The sequence below is a fragment of the Lapillicoccus sp. genome, from assembly GCF_046595215.1.
In the GTDB taxonomy this organism is placed as follows: Bacteria; Actinomycetota; Actinomycetes; order Actinomycetales; family Dermatophilaceae; genus Lapillicoccus.
Genome location: NZ_JBKJPP010000174.1, coordinates 1 through 16289 on the forward strand (window position 1 = coordinate 1; position 16289 = coordinate 16289).

Below are 16289 nucleotides of genomic sequence, written 5' to 3' on the forward strand. Positions count from 1 at the left end.
GCCTCGATCAGGACCAGCTCCTCCGCAATCCACTCCGTCGGCAGCTCACGCACCGAGCGCCCACTCAACACCGCCGAGGTCACAGCCCAATGCGCATCCGAGATCCCACGCCCACCCCCCAGCCCGCCGACCCCGCCCCACGCCAGCCCGCCGGCCCCGCCCCACGCCAGCCCGCCGACCCCGCCCGACACCTGCCCGCCCGACGCCGGCTCGCGCCACACCGGCGGCTCGTCGAGACCGGGGGTCGGTGGTGCGAGGAGGACGAGGGCATCCCTGACCTTCGCCGGAAGGCAGGACGAACCACGGGCCAACAGGTCCCGCAGGACCGTCCCGTCATCGACGCCGAGCGTGTTGCCGGGTGTGGTTGAACTGCTGGCCTTACCCATCGCAGCCCCCATCACACCCTCCTCCCGGCAGGTCTTGCCCTTCCTCTATTCGAACACGTGTTCGAGTCGTTGTCAAGAGACCGACGGACCCAAGAGGGATCGACAGGCAGGCCTTGACGGAATGTCGAGAACTCACGCCAGACCACCAGACCGCCAGACCGCTGCCGAAGTCAGGCGTCGTAGTCGAGCTGGACGGTGTCCGTGACCGGATGGGACTGGCAGGCCAGGACGATCCCCGCCTCGACCTCCTCCGGCTCGAGGGCGTAGTTGCGGTCCATGCGCACCTCGCCCGCGACAAGGCGGGCGCGACACGTGCCGCAGACCCCACCGGTGCACGAGAACGGCGCGTCGGGCCGGGTCCGCAACGTGGCGTCGAGGATCGTCTCGTCCTTCGACGGCATGTTGATCACCGTCGTGCGGCCGTCGAGGTTGATCGTCACGACCGCGGCGGGCGGCGCCGAGTCGTCGACGACGACCCGCGGCTTCGGGGCGCCACCCTCGTCGTCGACATGGAAGATCTCATGGTGGACGTGGTGGGTGTCGACGCCTCGTTCAGCCAGGAGATCCTGGGCAGCCGTGACCATGCCGAACGGACCGCAGAGATACCACTCGTCGACGGTCTCGACCGGCAGCAGGACGGCGAAGAGCTGCTCGAGCCGCTCGCGGTCGAGGCGTCCGTGGAAGAGCTCGACGTCGGGCGCCTCGCGGGACAGGACGTTGACGAGGTGGAAGCGTCCCTGGAAGCGGTTCTTGAGGTCCTCAAGCTCCTCGAGGAACATCACCGAACTGGTCCGCCGGTTGCCGTAGAGCAGGGTGACCCGACTCAGTGGCTCCTCCTCGAGGGCGGTCGAGAGCAGCGACAGCACCGGCGTGATCCCTGAACCCGCGGCGATCGCGACGTGGTGCCGGGCGACGCCCGGAAGCGTCGGGCAGGTAAAGCTGCCCATCGGCGTCATCACCTCGATGGCGTCGCCAGACCGCACGACATCGTTGAGCCAGTTCGACATTCGCCCCTCGGGCACTCGAGCGGAAGCCACCCTCAGGGCGCTGGCGCCGTGTCGGCCCGGGGTCCTCCCGGATCGGGACTGGCAGATCGAGTACGACTGCCGCACGTCCTCGCCGTTGATCGTCGCGCGGAGCGTGAGGTGCTGGCCCGGCTCGAAGACGTAGTCGTCCCACAACAGCGGAGGCACGTCGAAGGTCACGACCACGGCGTCGTCGGTGAGCGGCTCGACCTCGCGGACGGTCAGCGTGTGGAAGCGGGCGCGCTGCTTGACAGGTGTCGTGAGGAGCGCCGCCACTACAGCGCCTTGAACTCGTCGAACGGCTCCCGGCACGACTCGCACCGGCGCAGTGCCTTGCAGGCAGTGGAGCCGAAGTGCGAGATCTCCGTGGTGTCCGAAGACCCGCACTGGGGGCAGGTCACGACCCGCCGGGTCAGCTCGAGCGACACCGAGCCAGACCCGTCGGTATGCCGTGCAGCCGGCGGTGCGATGCCGAAGCGGCGCAGCTTTTCGCGGCCGTCATCGGACATCCAGTCGGTCGTCCACGCCGGGCTCAGACGGCTGGAAACCCTTGGCACCCAACCTTTTTGACGGCATACGTGCTCGATGTGGGCGGTGATCGCCTCCATCGCCGGGCAGCCCGAGTAGGTGGGGGTGATGACGACCGAGGCCTCCCCCGACGCCTCGTCCACCTCGAGCGAACGCAGGATGCCGAGGTCCGCGATGGTCACGACCGGCACCTCGGGGTCGGGGATCGCCGAGACGGCGGCGACGAGCTCCGCGGGGGCGACCCGCGTCCTCACCAGGTCGCACCGGGGTGCGAGCGGGCGATGTGCTGCATCTCGGCGAGGAGCTGGCCCATCGGGCGCGAGTGGACACCGGCCCGACCACCGCGCGAGCGCCACGTCGGCGCAGCCGGCATCTCCAGCGTCGCCTCGGCGACGACCCGCTCCACATACCCCTGCGCCGGCTCGCGGGCCTCGGACGGGAGCGGCCCCACGCCCTCGGTGTAGGCGGCGGTGCTGACGGGGTCGTCCTCGAAGATCTCGTCGACGTAGGGCGCCACGGCGACGAGGGCGTCCTGCATCCGGCGGTGCGACTCCGGCGTCCCCTCACCAAGGCGAAGCACCCACTGGTGTGCGTGGTCGAGGTGGTAGCGCGCCTCCTTGAAGCCCTTGCCCATGACGCCGTCGAGGACGGGGTCGGGAGAGCCGGCTGCGAGCAGCTCGAGACGGGCCGCGGAGAACCACAACAACCGGGCGACCTCGAACGCGAAGTCGCCGCGCTCCTGCTCCACGAGGTGGACGTTGAGGAACTCTCGCTCGTCCCGGAGCATGGCGAAGTCGTCCTCACCGCGACCCGACCCGTCGAGCCTGCCCACCTGCGGGTAGAGCCCGCGCGCCTGCCCGAGGAGGTCGAGGCTGATGTTGGCCAGCGCCATGTCCTCCTCGATCTGCGGCGCGTTCGTCAGCCACTCACCCAGGCGCTGCGCGTAGACCAACGCGTCGTCAGCCAGGCCCAGCAGGTATGCCGCCGCGAGACGATCGCCCTCGGGGAGGGTTGCGTCGACGCCCCGGCCCGGGGACTCAGTCGACCCGGTAGACACTTCGCTCACCCTCCGACCTTACGACCAACACTGGCCGCGCACGAACCCAGTCGGCCCGTACCCTTGTCAGCGGAGCGAAGGGGAGGGCAACGGAGGGCAACGGACATGGCGTGGGACGTGCCCCCGGTGTTCCTCGAGTCCGTTCACGACCAAGACCGGCGGGAGTGGGTCACCGCTGCGCCTGCTCGCGCCGCCGCACTGGCCGACCGGTGGCAGCTGACTCCCGACGGCGCCCCGATGAGCGGCTACCTCGCCGTGGTCTGGCCGGTGCGTGACGCGACCGGCCGCCTGCTCGCGCTCAAGCTCTCGACCCATGACCGCGCAAGCGACGGCGAGATCCCGGCGCTCCTGGCAGCGGCCGACACCGGCGTCGTCGTCGAGGTCGTCGAGTCCGAACCGGCGCAGGCCGCAGTCCTGCTCGAGCGGCTCGATCCGCAGCGAACTCTCGAGCAGCTTCCCGACGTCGACGAGGCCTGCGGAGTCATCGGCACGATCGTCGCCGGCATCTCGGCCGTGACCGCGCCGCCCGGCGTGGCGCGGATGGTCGACGAACTCGCCCGGGTGAGCGCCGCGATCCGGTCGCAGCACGACAAGTGGGGGGTCGTCCTCCCGCGATGGGCCGTCGACCGGGCCCTGTCGACGCTGGCCGACCTCGCCGCCGACCTCGAGGCGGTCGGCGACGGGCCGTTGCCGCTCGTCCACGCGGACTGCCACTTCCTCAACGTCCTGCACACGCTGCCGGGTCAGTCGGCCCGCTGGAAGGCGATCGACCCCTTTCCGTTCGCGGGGCTCCCCGAGGCCGAGGTCGTCGCGCCGTTGCGCAATCGCTGGGCCGACGCCCTCGGCACGGGGGAACCAGAGCGGGCCCTGCGGCGCAGGGTCGACATCATCTGCGAGCCGGCCGCGCTCGACACCGCGGTCGCCCGCGCCTTCGCGCAGGCATTCGCCGTCGACAACATCCTCTGGCTGCTGCCGGACCGCCCGGGCGACATGTTCATCGCGCCCTACTCGACCATCGCCTTGTGGCGCGACTGACCCGACTGGCCCCGACTGACCCGACTGAACCCAGGGCGGCGCCTCCCCCTCCCGGTTACGCCCCGGCATCCCGGTCGCCAGGGCGACCGGGTGCCGGACGCAAGGAGAAACTGGGCCCGATCAGAGGTATTCGACGTCGTCGGGCACGTCGTAGAACGAGGGGTGGCGGTAGACCTTGTCAGCGGCGGGGTCGAAGAAGGAGTCCTTCTCCGACGGGCTGCTCGCGGTGATGTCCCCAGCCTCGACGACCCAGATCGACACGCCCTCCTGCCGGCGGGTGTAGACGTCGCGCGCGTTGCGCAGCGCCATCGTGGCATCGGGGGCGTGCAGGGAGCCGGCATGGACGTGCGACAGCCCGCGCTTCGCCCGGACGAACACCTCCCAGAGCGGCCAGCTGCGCTCCGCAGCAACGGCTCCCCCAGCAACGGTCCCAGCAGCAACGGCTCCCCCAGCAACAGTTCCCGACGTGCCGGCCTTCGAGGGGAGGTCGTTCACGCGGCGGTCGCCTTGGCCCGGGAGGCCTGCTTCACGGCATATGCGGTCGCCGCCTCGCGCACCCAGGCTCCGTCCTCGTGGGCCTGCCGGCGGTGGGCGACCCGCTCGGCGTTGCACGGCCCGTCGCCGCGCAGCACCCGGGTGAACTCGGACCAGTCGATCGCCCCGAAGTCCCAGTGGCCGCGCTCGTCGTTCCAGCGCAGGTCGGGGTCGGGCAGGGTGAGGCCGAGCTTGACCGCCTGGGCGACCATCATGTCGACGAAGCGCTGGCGCAGCTCGTCGTTGCTGAAGCGCTTGATCCCCCATGCCATCGACTGCTCGGTGTGGCCGCCCCTTGCCGCGGCCTCGCCGGTGTCCGGAGGCCCGAACATCATCAGCGCCGGCCACCACCACCGGTTCGCGGCGTCCTGCGCCATGGCGCGCTGGGCCTGCGTGCCGCGCACGAGGTTCCAGAGGATCTCGAAGCCCTGCCGCTGGTGGAACGACTCCTCCTTGCAGACCCTGATCATCGCCCGGGCGTAAGGCCCGTAGGAGCAGCGGCAGAGGGGCACCTGGTTCATGATCGCGGCGCCGTCGACGAGCCAGCCGATCGCGCCGCAGTCGGCCCACGTCAGGGTCGGGTAGTTGAAGATCGAGGAGTAGCGCTGCTGGCCGGTGTTGAGCTTGTCGAGCAGGTCGGCCCGGTCGACCCCGAGCGTCTCGGCCGCACTGTAGAGGTAGAGACCGTGACCAGCCTCGTCCTGGACCTTGGCGATGAGGATCGCCTTGCGCCGCAACGACGGAGCCCGGGTGATCCATGCCCCCTCGGGCTGCATCCCGATGATCTCGGAGTGAGCGTGCTGCGCGATCTGGCGGATCAGCGTCTGGCGGTAGGCATCCGGCATCTCGTCCCGCGGCTCGACCCGCAGGTCGGCCTCGATGAGCGCGTCGAAGCTGGACTGCTCGGGGCGTTGACCTGCTGCCGCCGCACCCGCGAGCGCGGCCTCGTAGCCGCCCGTCTCCGAGGCGTTGAGGGGCTCATCCGGGTCGATGACGTCGTTGCCGTACATGGAGCCCAGTATCCGGGACGTCGCGAGGTGGAGCAAACGGCCGTGGCGTGGTGTCCCCCCACCTACGGGGTCTGGTCGCTCTTCGAGTCGATGTACCAGCGGCCGTCGAGCCGGAGCAGGTCGATGTCGTTCTGGTAGCCGTCCGGCACGTCCACGATCTGCGCGGCGACGATCGTGGCCTTGTCCCGGTCGACCGTGGCCCCCGTGACCCGGGCCGCCTTGAGCTTCTCGAGGTCACCGGGGTCCTGCACGTCCGCGAGGACCTTCTGGAGGCCGACGCGACACTGCTCGAGAGCCGTCCCGGCGAGGGGTTTGCCGCCGGTCGAGACCTGGGCGCAGGCCGCGTCTGGGTCCCTGGAGCCGATCGCGTGCAGGAACGTCTCGACCGTCTGGGTCGGGCCCGGGCCGCCCTGGTCAGAGCTGCACCCGGCGATGGCCAGCACCAGCCCGAGCGCCGCCGCGCCGGCTGCGGTGGCCTGACGTCGGGACGGGCTCATGGGGTCATCCCATCACGTCCGGCGAGAAACCTCCTGCGAGAATGGGCCGGTGAGCGGCTCCCACGACCATCCCCCCGGCCCTTCCCACCAGCATGCCCCCGGCCCCGTCGCCGACGCGAGCGTCCGGCTCGCCAGGGCGAGCGACGCCCCCGCGGTCGGCTTCGTCCAGGCCGTCCTCTGGAGCGAGGTGTATGCCGGGCTGCTTCCTCCCGAGGTCACCGCGCAGTTCCAGCCGCAGGCCTTCGCCAGGGTGTGGCGCGCCTCGCTCGAGGCTCCGCCCTCCCCTGCTCACCGGCTGCTGGTCGCCTGCGCCGGCGAGCAGGTCATCGGGTTCGGCGCCGTCGGCCCGTCCGGCGACCCGGGCGCGCAGGACGGTGACGGGGAGATCCTCGTCCTCGGGATCCATCCTGAGGCACGCGGCGTCGGGCACGGCTCGCGGCTGCTCAACGCGGCGGCGGACACGGCCCGGGGGGCGGGCTTCCGGGCCCTCAGCGCGTGGCTGCCGCACGACGCCGAGGCGACCCGGGCCTTCCTCCAGGCCAGCGGATTCGCCCCGGACGGGGCGTTCCGGGACCGGGTCATCGGCCCCGGCGACTCGGACGTCCTGCGCGAGGTCAGGTTGCACAGCAGTATCCGGGCCTGAGGCGAGCGTCGTTGAACGGCACCCAGTCGTTGAACGGCACCCAGTCGTCGGGAGGCAGTCAGTCGTCGAACAGCTCGGACAGGAACGACTTCTTCTTCCTGCGGTGCTGCTGCTCGTGGCCACCGCCCTGGTATCCCCGGTCATCGTGGCGTCCGCGCTCCTCCCGGTAGCCACGGTCGTCGCGGTGGGTCGGCTGAGGCGCGGCATACGAGCGGTCCTGGGGCGACGGTGCCGTGACGGCCGGTGGGGCCTCCGTGTGCCACTCGTTCTCGGCAGCGGTGAGCTTCTCCAGCTCGCCACGGTCGAGGAAGAGACCGCCGCACCCGGTGCACTGGTCGACCAGGATCCCGTTGCGTTCGTAGCTGCGCATCTCGCTCATGCACTTGGGACAGGTGAGGGTCGTCGTCATGTCTGGCCAACGAGGTGGTGCCCGGCCGGGTTCCGGAGCCACACTGGAGGCCGCGCACGACCCGGGAGGCACCAGCGATGACGACGGCCCCACGACTGACGACTGCACGAACGACGGCCCCACGCCTGACAATCAGCACGGTCAACGTCAGCGCCCCCGACCCGGGGGCGCTGGCCCGGTTCTACACCGCCCTGCTCGGCTGGGAGATCACCGACGAGGAGCCCGACTGGGTCCTGCTCCGCCCACCGGACGGCGGGGTCGCGCTGTCGTTCGAGAGGGACGAGCACTACGCCCGGCCGCTCTGGCCGTCGACGTCCACGGACCAGCGGATGATGATGCACCTCGAGATCCGGGTCGACGACCTCGCGAGCGCGAGCGCCCACGCGCAGGCCTGCGGGGCCGCGTTGGCCGAGCACCAACCCCAGGACGACGTGCGCGTCCACCTGGACCCGGCGGGGCACCCGTTCTGCCTGTGGCTCGGGCAGGATGAGGGGGACTGAAAGCCGCCCACCCCAGGAGGACGCTCGATGACCAGCACCACCACGACACCGAGCACCGAGTTCGAGCTGACCGGCCACGCCGGGCGGCTCGTGGCGCGGCGCTGGGAGGGCAGCGATCCGGCATACGTCGTCCTGCTGTGCCACGGCTATGGCGAGCACATCGGGCGCTACGAGCACGTCGCGACCGCGCTGGCCGCCGACGGGGCGGCCGTCTATGGGCTCGACCACGTCGGCCACGGGAAGAGCGACGGGGAGCGGGTCCTCGTCGAGGACTTCGACACGGTCGTCGACGACATGCGACTCCTCGACGACACCTCCCTGGCCGAGCACCCGGGCCTGCCGGTCGTCCTCATCGGGCACTCCATGGGTGGGCTCATCGCGGCTCGCTACGCCCAGCGCTACGGCGCGGACCTGGCCTGTGTCGTCCTCTCGGGTCCGGTCATCGGACGATGGGACGCGGTGACGGCGCTGCTTGCTGCGGACGAGATCCCGGACGTGCCGATCGACCCCGCCACCCTCTCGCGGGACGCCTCGGTGGGGCGGGACTACGTCGACGACCCGCTGGTCTGGCACGGCCCCTTCAAGCGCCCCACCCTGGAGGCACTGCAGTCGATGATCGACCGGATCGGCGAGACCGGTGTCATCGACGCCACCCCCGTCCTGTGGCTGCACGGGCAGGAGGACCAGCTCGTCCCGATCGAGGGCTCGCGCGGCGGCTGGGAGCGGATCGCCGGATTGGACTCCTCGTCCCGCTCCTATCCCGGGGCCCGGCACGAGATCTTCAACGAGACCAACCGGGACGAGGTCCTTCGGGACGCCATCGCGTTCATCCGCGGCAACCTCCCGTCCACCACCTGAGCAGAGGCCGTGCAGCGCGAGCACCGCACCGTCGTGCGGCAGTCCCTGTCGGTCGGGCTGGCGACGAGTGCCTATGGCATCAGCTTCGGGGCCCTGTCGGTCGCGTCGGGGCTCGACATCTGGCAGACCCTGGTCCTGTCGCTGTTCCTCTTCAGCGGCGGCTCGCAGTTCGCCCTCGTCGGCATCCTCGGCGCGGGGGGCAGTGCCGGCGCCGCCATCGCCACCTCCTCCTTGCTCGGCGTCCGCAACGGCCTCTACGCGCTGCAGGTCAGCCGGGTCCTCGAGGTCAGGGGTGCCCGCCGCTTCGCTGCCGCGCAGCTCACGATCGACGAGTCCACTGCCGTGGCGATCGCCCAGCCCACCCCGGCGGCCGGACGGCTCGGCTTCTGGGCGACCGGCGTCGTCGTCTATCTCGGGTGGAACCTGGCGACCCTGCTCGGCGCTGTGCTCGGCAACGCCCTCGGTGACCCGAGGGCCTACGGCTTCGACGCTGCCGCCGCCGCAGCCTTCGCCGGGCTGCTCTGGCCCCGACTGCGCTCGCGTGACGCGGCGGCCGTGGCGGCGCTGGCCGCCGTCCTCGCGGCCGTGCTCGCGCCGGCGACACCGCCCGGCATACCGGTGCTGGTGGCGGCCCTCGCCGCCGTCGGGGTCGGCCTCCTGCCGCGGCGACCGGAGGATGCCCAATGAACCACTGGCCTACCGTCATCGGCGCCTGCGTGCTGGCCTACGCGCTCAAGCTCGCCGGTCACCTCGTGCCGCACCACTGGCTGGAGGGGCGACGGGTGCGCCGGGTCACCGGACTCCTGCCGGTGGCGCTGCTGACGGCGCTCGTGGTCGTCCAGGCGTTTGCCGGCACCACGGGAGGCCTGGTCCTCGACGCCCGCGCGGCCGGTCTCGGTGTCGCGATCGTCGCGCTCGTGATGCGTGCCCCGTTCCTCGTCGTCGTCGTGCTGGCGGCGGTCACTGCTGCCGGACTGCGCCACCTCGGCTGGGGGTGAGCGGCGCCAGACCTATGCTGCGACCCATGGAACAGCGGCTCAGCCTGGTCACCCTCGGGGTCAGCGACCTCACCCGGGCCCGGGCGTTCTACGAGGCCCTGGGCTGGCAGGCCGGGGAGTCGCCCGAGGGCGTGGTCTTCTTCCAGACCGGTGGCATGGTCGTGGCGCTCTGGGGTCGGGCCGAGCTCGCCGCGGACAGCGTCGTCACGGACAGCGGCGGCTGGGGCGGGATCACGCTGGCGCACAACGTCCGCTCGCCGCAGGAGGCCGACCAGGTCCTCGCCGAGGCGGCGGCCGCAGGCGGCACGGTGCTCCGCGCGGGGGCACCGACCGACTGGGGCGGCTACTCGGGGGTCTTCGCCGACCCGGACGGACACCCGTGGGAGGTCGCGCACAACCCGTACTGGCCCATCACCGACGAGGGCGCGACGCTGATCACCGGCTGATCGGCTCGACGCCGCCGCTCAGGCGAGGCCGAGGTAGTGCTCGAGACCGACGGTGACCCCGGGGTGGTCGGCGACCTTGCGCACGCCCTCGATGACGCCCGGCATGAAGGAGACCCGGTCGAACGAGTCGTGGCGGATGGTCAGCGCCTCCCCCTCGTTGCCGAGCAGCACCTCCTGGTGGGCCACCAGCCCGCGCAGTCGCACGGAGTGCACCGGTATGCCGTGCACGCGCCCGCCGCGGGCCCCGCCCGGGTCCCTCGTGGTCGCGTCGGGGACGGGGCACAGACCCGCGCTCTCACGGGCCGCACCGACGAGGTCCGCCGTGCGCGCGGCGGTGCCGGACGGCGCGTCGACCTTGTCGGGGTGGTGCAGCTCGATGATCTCGACCGACTCGTAGAACCGGGCCGCCTGCTGCGCGAACGACATCATGAGGATCGCGCCGATGGCGAAGTTCGGCGCGACGAGGACGCCGACGCCCGCCCCGGACCGTGACGGGGGCGCCCCGGCGAGCTGGCGCTCCAGCGTCTGCAACCGAGCGGCGTCCCACCCGGTCGTGCCGACGACCACGTGCACGCCTTGGGCCACGCAGTGCGCAACGTTTGCCGGGGACGCGTCCGGGACCGAGAACTCGACGACGACGTGCGCGCCCGCCAGGTCGCCGAGCTCGTCCCCCATGTCGAAGGTGCCCACCAGTTGCAGCCCCCCGGCCGCCTCCACCGCCCGACACACCGCGGAGCCCATCCGTCCGGACGCACCGATCACCGCAACTGACGTCTCATCGCTCACGCCCCGAAGCCTAGCCATCCGTCTCGGGAGCGTGAGCACCGTGCGGCACGGCGCTGGGCTGGTGCCACACTCGTGCGTCATGGTGCCCTCGCAGACCGACCGCACGACCCCCCAGACTGTTGTCCACCTGCACGGCGCGGGGGTCAGCCTGCTGCTCGACATCGGTGGCGGGCTGTTGCCGGCCATCGCCCACTGGGGACCGGATCTCGGCGAGCTCGATGCGACCTCCGCCGCGGCTCTCGTGGGCGCCGGGGTGCCGCTCATCGGGCCCAACGCTGTCGACACCCCGATCCGGTTGGCCGTGCTGCCGGAGCACCACACCGGGTGGACCGGCCGACCGGGCCTGTCGGGGAGTCGGGAAGGGCGGGCCTGGTCACCCCTTTTCACGACGACCTCGGTCAGCCTCGACGGCGCCCCCGTCACCGGGTGGACCGAGTCGGGAGCGGGCGTCGTCGGCGTGACGGCGCTCGACGACGAAGCCGGACTCGCCCTCGACCTGACGATCGAGCTGCTCCCGAGCGGACTGGTCCGCGCTCGGGCCCGGGTCACCAACACCGGCGAGGATCGTTACGCGCTGGAGGACCTCGTCCTCGCCTTCCCGGTGCCCCCCGAGGCGTGCGAGCTGCTTGACTTCGGCGGCCGGTGGGGCCACGAACGGGCCCCCCAGCGCCGGCCGTTCACCGTCGGCACCCACCTGCGCGAGGGACGCAAGGGCCGCACGGGCGCCGACAGCGCCTACCTCCTGCACGCCGGGACGCCGGGGTTCGGCTTCGGTGACGGGCAGGTGTATGCCGTGCACACGGCATACAGCGGCAACCACACCCACTACGCCGAGCGCGTCTTCACCGGTGACCGGATCCTCGGCGGTGGGGAGCTGCTGCTGCCTGGGGAGGTGCAGCTCGCGACCGGCGAGGCCTACGAGGGCCCGTGGGTCTATGCGGCCCACGGCACCGGGCTCGACGACGTCGCCCGCCGCTTCCACCGGCACCTGCGCAGCCGCGAGCGGCCCGTGACGACGACCCGCCCCGTGACGCTCAACGTCTGGGAGGCCGTCTACTTCGACCACGACACCGACCGGTTGCTTGACCTCGCCGAGCGGGCGGCGGCGTTGGGGGTGGAGCGCTACGTCCTCGACGACGGGTGGTTCGGGTCGCGGCGCGACGACCGGTCAGGGCTGGGTGACTGGGTCGTCTCGGACGTCGCGTGGCCGCACGGGCTGCACCCGCTCGTCGACCGGGTGCGGGCCCTGGGCATGGAGTTCGGGCTGTGGTTCGAGCCGGAGATGGTCAACCCCGACTCCGACGTGGCCCGCGCGCACCCGGAGTGGGTCCTGTCCGCCCGCCGGGAGTGGCCGGTCGAGTCGCGTCACCAGCAGGTCCTCAACCTCGGCATCGAGGGAGCCTACGAGCACGTCAAGGCGCAGATCCTCGCCGTCCTGGACGAGTACGACATCGGCTACGTCAAGTGGGACCACAACCGCGACCTCATCGAGGCCGGGACGCAGCCCGAGGGGGGTCGCCCCGGGGTCCACGAGCAGACCCGGGCCTTCTACCGGTTGCTCGACGAGATCCGGGCGGCCCACCCCGACCTCGAGATCGAGTCGTGCTCCTCCGGTGGCGCCCGGGTCGACCTCGGTGTCCTCGAGCGCACCGACCGGGTCTGGGTGTCCGACAACATTGACCCGCACGACCGGCAGCACATGCTGCGGTGGACGACCCAGCTGATCCCGCCGGAGTTCATGGGCTCGCACGTCGCCTCGGGACGGTCACATACGACCGGACGCATCCACGACCTCGGGTTCCGGGCTGCCACAGCCATTTTCGGGCACTTGGGTATCGAGTGGGACCTTGCCCGGGCGAGCGACGACGAGCTCTCCGAGCTCAGTGCGTGGATCGCCTTCTTCAGGCAGGAGCGCGAGCTAATGCTCGGCGGTGAGGTCGTCCGGATGGACGGTTTCGACCCGGATGTCCTCCTCCACGGGGTCGTCGCCCCGGACCGCTCCCGGGCGATCTTCGCCATGGTGGTGCTCGACAGCGTTGACGCGTCTCCCGGTCCCCGGCTGCGGTTCCGAGGTCTGGACCCGGCACGGCGCTACCGACTCCGCCCGACCATCGTCGGCGCTGCGCCCTCCGGTCTGCAGGCACCGAGGTGGTGGGGTGCGCGTGAGGACGGGTTCCCCGGGATCGTCCTCACCGGTGGTGCGCTCGAGCACGTGGGCGTCGCGGCGCCGATCGTGCACCCCGACCAGGTGGTCCTGTTCCGCGCCGAGGAGACGTCGTGACGGTCTGAGCCCGTGCCACGATGACCGGATGGATCTTGACGAGGCGCTCACCCAGCTCTACGGGCTGCGCCCCGACGAGTTCCTGGCCGCCCGGCGTCGGCTCGCCCTGGCCGCGACGTCGGGAGGCGAGCCCGGTCTGGCCAAGGCCATCGACTCGATGCGCAAGCCCACGGCGGCGGCGTGGGCCGTCAACCTGCTGACCCGGCAGCGACCCGATGCCGTCGAGCGACTCCTCACCCTGGCCGCCTCCTTCCACGGTGCCCACGAGCGCATCGACGGACCGGCCCTGAAGGAGCTCGGCCGTGAGCGCACGCGCCTCGTCGACGAGCTGATGGGCGCCTGCGCCGAGGTGGTCAGGGAGGCCGACGGTTCGTGGTCACCGGCGGTCGCCAACCAGGTGCGGGAGACGTTCGTGGCCGCGCTGTCCACGACGGCCGCCGCCGACGCCGTGGCCTCGGGCCAGCTCACCCGCGCGCTCTCCTACGCCGGGTTCGGCGACGTCGACCTCTCCGAGGCCCTCGCGGCGCCCGCCCCTGCTCGGCGGCCGGCCCTGCGGGTCATCGCCGGGGAAGGGAAGGGACGGGACGGAACAACTGACGAGTCCGAGCCCGACCCTGACCCCAACCCCGAGCCCGACCCGTCGGCGCTCGCCCGTCTGGCCGCCGCCGAGGCCCGTTCCCGCGAGACGATGGCCGCCGCCGCCGCAGCCGGCGCCGAGCTCATCGGGGTCACCAGCGGCCTGGCCCAGGTAGATGCCCGGATCCACGAGCTCGAGGTGACGTTGAGCGAGGCCCGCTCACAGCGGGATGCTCTCGTGGCGGCCCGGGCCGACGCCGTCGCGACGAACAAGGTCGCCGAGCGGACGCTGCGAGCCTCCCTCGCCGAGCTCGACGAGGCCCGCGCCGCCCTCCCCGACGACCGCCCCTGACGGCAGCCGCGCTGTTCCCACCCTGCTGTCATAGCCCTGCTCCCACCCCCCGTTCAGGTCCGTGGAGCAGCATCCCGATGTGACCACTTTTCAGCCGAGCGACCTGCTCACCGCCTGGACCGCGTCGCCGGTCGGACTCGGGCTGCTCGTCCTGGTTGCCGGCCCGTATGCCGTGTGGTGGCGCCGTGCCCGCCGCGTCGGCGTCGGGTGGCCCGCCTGGCGGATACTGCTGTTCCTCGTCGTCGGGGTCGGGACGCTGGCCTACGCGGTGTGCGGTCCGCTCGCGGTCTACCGCACGTCCCTCTTCTGGGTCGGCGCCCTTCAGGTGGCGGTCCTCTCATCGGTCACCCCGGTGGGCCTCGCCCTCGGCGACCCGCTGGGACTGGTGCGGGCGGCTCACGGCTCGACGCAACCGTGGCTGGTCCGCGCCCTCCACGGCCGGGTCGCGCGGGCCCTGATGTTCCCGGCCGTCAGCTCACTCCTCGCAGTCGGCTCGCTGGTGCTCGTCTTCTTCACGCCCTGGTTCGAGCTCTCGACGCGATCCGCCCCGGTCGAGGCCCTGCTCGACGTCCAGCTGCTGGTCCTCGGGCTGCTCTTCGTCCTCCCGATCCTCGTCGACGAGCTGTTGCCGCCCTGGGCCACCCCGGGGGTGCGCACCCTCCTCGCCTTCGCGGACGGTCTGCTCGACGCCATCCCGGGGATCCTCGTGATGACGGCCCCGACCCTCCTGGCCCCCGGCTTCCCCGGCTTTGCCGTACGCACCGGCGACCCCACGCCGATCGTCGACCAACACCTCGGCGGCGGGACGATGCTCGTGGTCGCCGAGGCCGTCGGGCTGCCGATCATCCTGGCGGTCTTCATCGAGTGGATGGGTGCGGATGCCCGAGAAGCCCGCGTCATCGACGCCCAGCTTGACGCGGCCGCCGCCGAGCCGGACGCCATCTCGCCGTCGGTGCCCGGCGCCACCGCCCCCGTGTTGTGGTGGGAGAGCGACCCCCGCTTCGAGGGTCGCTACCGTCGGCGCGACTGACAGCGCGGGTGCGTGCCGTTGCGTTTGACGGCGCGCACCCCGCGACGGGACGGCCCGGCATACCGCGAGGGTATGCCGGGCCGTCCCGTCCGGGAGTTGCGCGCCTCAGGCGTTGGCAGGCTCGGCGTCCTCGGCCGGAGCCGAGGCGTCACCCTCGGCCATGACGGCCGCGAGGGAGAGCTTGCCGCGCGGGTCGATCTCCTTGAGCTCGACCTGGACCTTCTGGCCGACCTTCAGGACGTCGTCGACGTTGTCGATCCGCTTGCCGCCGACGAGCTTGCGCACCTCGGAGATGTGCAGCAGGCCGTCCTTGCCCGGGAGGAGGGAGATGAACGCGCCGAAGGTCGTCGTCTTCACGACGGTCCCCATGAAGCGCTCACCGATCTCGGGCATCTGCGGGTTGGCGATGGCGTTGACGGCCGCGCGGGCCGCCTCGGCCGAGGGCCCGTCGACGGCGCCGATGTAGACCGTGCCGTCGTCCTCGATGGAGATGTCGGCGCCCGTGTCGTCCTGGATCTGGTTGATCATCTTGCCCTTGGGGCCGATGACCTCGCCGATCTTGTCCACGGGGACCTTGACCGTGATGATCCGCGGGGCGTAGGGCGACATCTCGTCGGGCACGTCGATGGCCTCGGCCATGACGTCGAGGATGTGCAGGCGGGCCTCGCGGGCCTGGGTCAGCGCGCCACCGAGGACCGAGGCGGGGATGCCGTCGAGCTTGGTGTCGAGCTGGATCGCCGTGACGAACTCCTTGGTGCCGGCGACCTTGAAGTCCATGTCGCCGAAGGCGTCCTCGGCGCCGAGGATGTCGGTCAGCGTGGCGTACTCGCCGCCTTCGAAGATGAGGCCCATGGCGATACCGGCGACGGGGGCCTTGAGCGGCACCCCGGCGTTCAGCAGGGACATGGTGCTCGCGCAGACGGAGCCCATGGACGTGGAGCCGTTGGAGCCGAGAGCCTCGGACACCTGACGGATCGCATAGGGGAACTCGTCCCGCTTCGGCAGCACCGGCAGCAGTGCGCGCTCAGCGAGGGCACCATGGCCAACTTCGCGACGCTTCGGCGAACCGACGCGGCCGGTCTCCCCGACGGAGTAGGGCGGGAAGTTGTAGTTGTGCATGTACCGCTTTGTGGTCTGCGGGTCGAGCGTGTCCAGCTTCTGCTCCATGTCAAGCATGTTCAGCGTGGTCACCCCAAGGATCTGGGTCTCGCCACGCATGAACAGTGCAGAACCGTGCACCCGGGGCAGCACGCCGACCTCAGCAGACAGCGTGCGAATGTCCGCAACGCCGCGGCCGTCGATGCGGATGTGCTCGGTGATCGTCTTGTGACGGACGAC

The 16289-nt window shown here is 71.5% G+C and carries 19 protein-coding genes and 1 pseudogene; 10 read left to right on the forward strand and 10 right to left on the reverse strand.

Going from position 1 to position 16289, the window contains the following annotated elements:
- The 4 genes from ACLL9L_RS15025 to paaC all read right to left on the reverse strand — a co-directional run.
- Positions 1-398: hypothetical protein (locus ACLL9L_RS15025; RefSeq protein ID WP_411285467.1), on the reverse strand; the 398-nt coding region annotated here is incomplete at its 3' end.
- Between the two features lie 158 nt (positions 399-556).
- Positions 557-1687, reverse strand: a complete 1131-nt coding sequence (gene paaE / locus ACLL9L_RS15030; RefSeq protein WP_411285468.1) for a 1,2-phenylacetyl-CoA epoxidase subunit PaaE — start codon at positions 1685-1687, stop codon at positions 557-559.
- Positions 1687-2193: a 1,2-phenylacetyl-CoA epoxidase subunit PaaD gene (paaD, locus tag ACLL9L_RS15035; protein WP_411285469.1), complete on the reverse strand. Its 507-nt coding sequence runs from the start codon at positions 2191-2193 to the stop codon at positions 1687-1689. The genes paaE and paaD overlap by 1 nt, the downstream gene beginning before the upstream one ends.
- A complete protein-coding gene (gene paaC / locus ACLL9L_RS15040; protein ID WP_411285470.1) occupies positions 2190-3005 on the reverse strand; it encodes a 1,2-phenylacetyl-CoA epoxidase subunit PaaC in 816 nt (271 codons plus the stop codon). Before paaC ends, paaD begins: the two co-directional genes overlap by 4 nt.
- A 96-nt stretch (positions 3006-3101) precedes the next feature.
- Between paaC and ACLL9L_RS15045 the strand changes: the two genes are divergently transcribed.
- Positions 3102-4031 carry an aminoglycoside phosphotransferase family protein gene (locus ACLL9L_RS15045; protein ID WP_411285471.1) on the forward strand — a complete coding sequence of 310 codons (930 nt, stop codon included), beginning with the start codon at positions 3102-3104 and terminating at the stop codon, positions 4029-4031.
- A gap of 120 nt (positions 4032-4151) precedes the next feature.
- Here ACLL9L_RS15045 and paaB read toward each other — a convergent pair.
- The 3 genes and pseudogenes from paaB to ACLL9L_RS15060 all read right to left on the reverse strand — a co-directional run.
- Positions 4152-4427 (reverse strand): annotated as a pseudogene (gene paaB, locus ACLL9L_RS15050) (1,2-phenylacetyl-CoA epoxidase subunit PaaB); the annotation flags it as partial.
- 95 nt (positions 4428-4522) lie between these two features.
- Positions 4523-5575, reverse strand: coding sequence for a 1,2-phenylacetyl-CoA epoxidase subunit PaaA (gene paaA, locus ACLL9L_RS15055; RefSeq protein ID WP_411285472.1), 1053 nt, complete (start codon positions 5573-5575; stop codon positions 4523-4525).
- A 62-nt stretch (positions 5576-5637) separates the two neighbouring features.
- Complete coding sequence (locus ACLL9L_RS15060) at positions 5638-6072, reverse strand: hypothetical protein (RefSeq protein WP_411285473.1); 435 nt, start codon at positions 6070-6072, stop codon at positions 5638-5640.
- Positions 6073-6121: 49 nt separating this feature from the next.
- Here ACLL9L_RS15060 and ACLL9L_RS15065 point away from each other — a divergent pair, with 49 nt between their 5' ends.
- Entirely contained in the window at positions 6122-6715 is a 594-nt protein-coding gene (locus tag ACLL9L_RS15065; protein WP_411285474.1) for a GNAT family N-acetyltransferase, read from the forward strand.
- A 58-nt stretch (positions 6716-6773) separates the two neighbouring features.
- Here the strand turns inward: ACLL9L_RS15065 and ACLL9L_RS15070 are convergent, their stop codons facing one another.
- Positions 6774-7124, reverse strand: coding sequence for a zf-TFIIB domain-containing protein (locus ACLL9L_RS15070; protein ID WP_411285475.1), 351 nt, complete (start codon positions 7122-7124; stop codon positions 6774-6776).
- A gap of 77 nt (positions 7125-7201) precedes the next feature.
- Here ACLL9L_RS15070 and ACLL9L_RS15075 point away from each other — a divergent pair, with 77 nt between their 5' ends.
- From ACLL9L_RS15075 to ACLL9L_RS15095, 5 genes are read left to right on the forward strand one after another with little or no spacing between them, the layout of a single operon-like run.
- Positions 7202-7624 (forward strand): VOC family protein, encoded by a 423-nt coding sequence (locus ACLL9L_RS15075; protein ID WP_411285476.1) that lies wholly within the window; start codon positions 7202-7204, stop codon positions 7622-7624.
- A 27-nt stretch (positions 7625-7651) separates the two neighbouring features.
- Entirely contained in the window at positions 7652-8482 is an 831-nt protein-coding gene (locus tag ACLL9L_RS15080; protein WP_411285477.1) for an alpha/beta hydrolase, read from the forward strand.
- 9 nt (positions 8483-8491) lie between these two features.
- A complete protein-coding gene (locus ACLL9L_RS15085) occupies positions 8492-9169 on the forward strand; it encodes an AzlC family ABC transporter permease (RefSeq protein WP_411285478.1) in 678 nt (225 codons plus the stop codon).
- Entirely contained in the window at positions 9166-9480 is a 315-nt protein-coding gene (locus ACLL9L_RS15090; RefSeq protein ID WP_411285479.1) for an AzlD domain-containing protein, read from the forward strand. Before ACLL9L_RS15085 ends, ACLL9L_RS15090 begins: the two co-directional genes overlap by 4 nt.
- Positions 9481-9506: 26 nt before the next feature.
- On the forward strand, positions 9507-9926 hold the full coding sequence (locus ACLL9L_RS15095) for a VOC family protein (protein ID WP_411285480.1): 420 nt from the start codon (positions 9507-9509) through the stop codon (positions 9924-9926).
- Between the two features lie 18 nt (positions 9927-9944).
- Here ACLL9L_RS15095 and dapB read toward each other — a convergent pair whose 3' ends face one another.
- Positions 9945-10730 (reverse strand): 4-hydroxy-tetrahydrodipicolinate reductase, encoded by a 786-nt coding sequence (gene dapB, locus ACLL9L_RS15100; RefSeq protein ID WP_411285481.1) that lies wholly within the window; start codon positions 10728-10730, stop codon positions 9945-9947.
- A gap of 61 nt (positions 10731-10791) precedes the next feature.
- Between dapB and ACLL9L_RS15105 the strand changes: the two genes are divergently transcribed.
- The 3 genes from ACLL9L_RS15105 to ACLL9L_RS15115 all read left to right on the forward strand — a co-directional run bounded on the left by ACLL9L_RS15105 (position 10792) and on the right by ACLL9L_RS15115 (position 14951).
- Positions 10792-12993, forward strand: a complete 2202-nt coding sequence (locus ACLL9L_RS15105; RefSeq protein WP_411285482.1) for an alpha-galactosidase — start codon at positions 10792-10794, stop codon at positions 12991-12993.
- A gap of 28 nt (positions 12994-13021) precedes the next feature.
- A complete protein-coding gene (locus tag ACLL9L_RS15110) occupies positions 13022-13921 on the forward strand; it encodes a hypothetical protein (RefSeq protein WP_411285483.1) in 900 nt (299 codons plus the stop codon).
- 79 nt (positions 13922-14000) lie between these two features.
- Positions 14001-14951, forward strand: a complete 951-nt coding sequence (locus ACLL9L_RS15115) for a cytochrome c oxidase assembly protein (RefSeq protein WP_411285484.1) — start codon at positions 14001-14003, stop codon at positions 14949-14951.
- Between the two features lie 105 nt (positions 14952-15056).
- Here ACLL9L_RS15115 and ACLL9L_RS15120 read toward each other — a convergent pair.
- Positions 15057-16289 (reverse strand): polyribonucleotide nucleotidyltransferase (locus tag ACLL9L_RS15120; RefSeq protein ID WP_411285485.1); only part of this gene is annotated, 1233 nt, incomplete at its 5' end.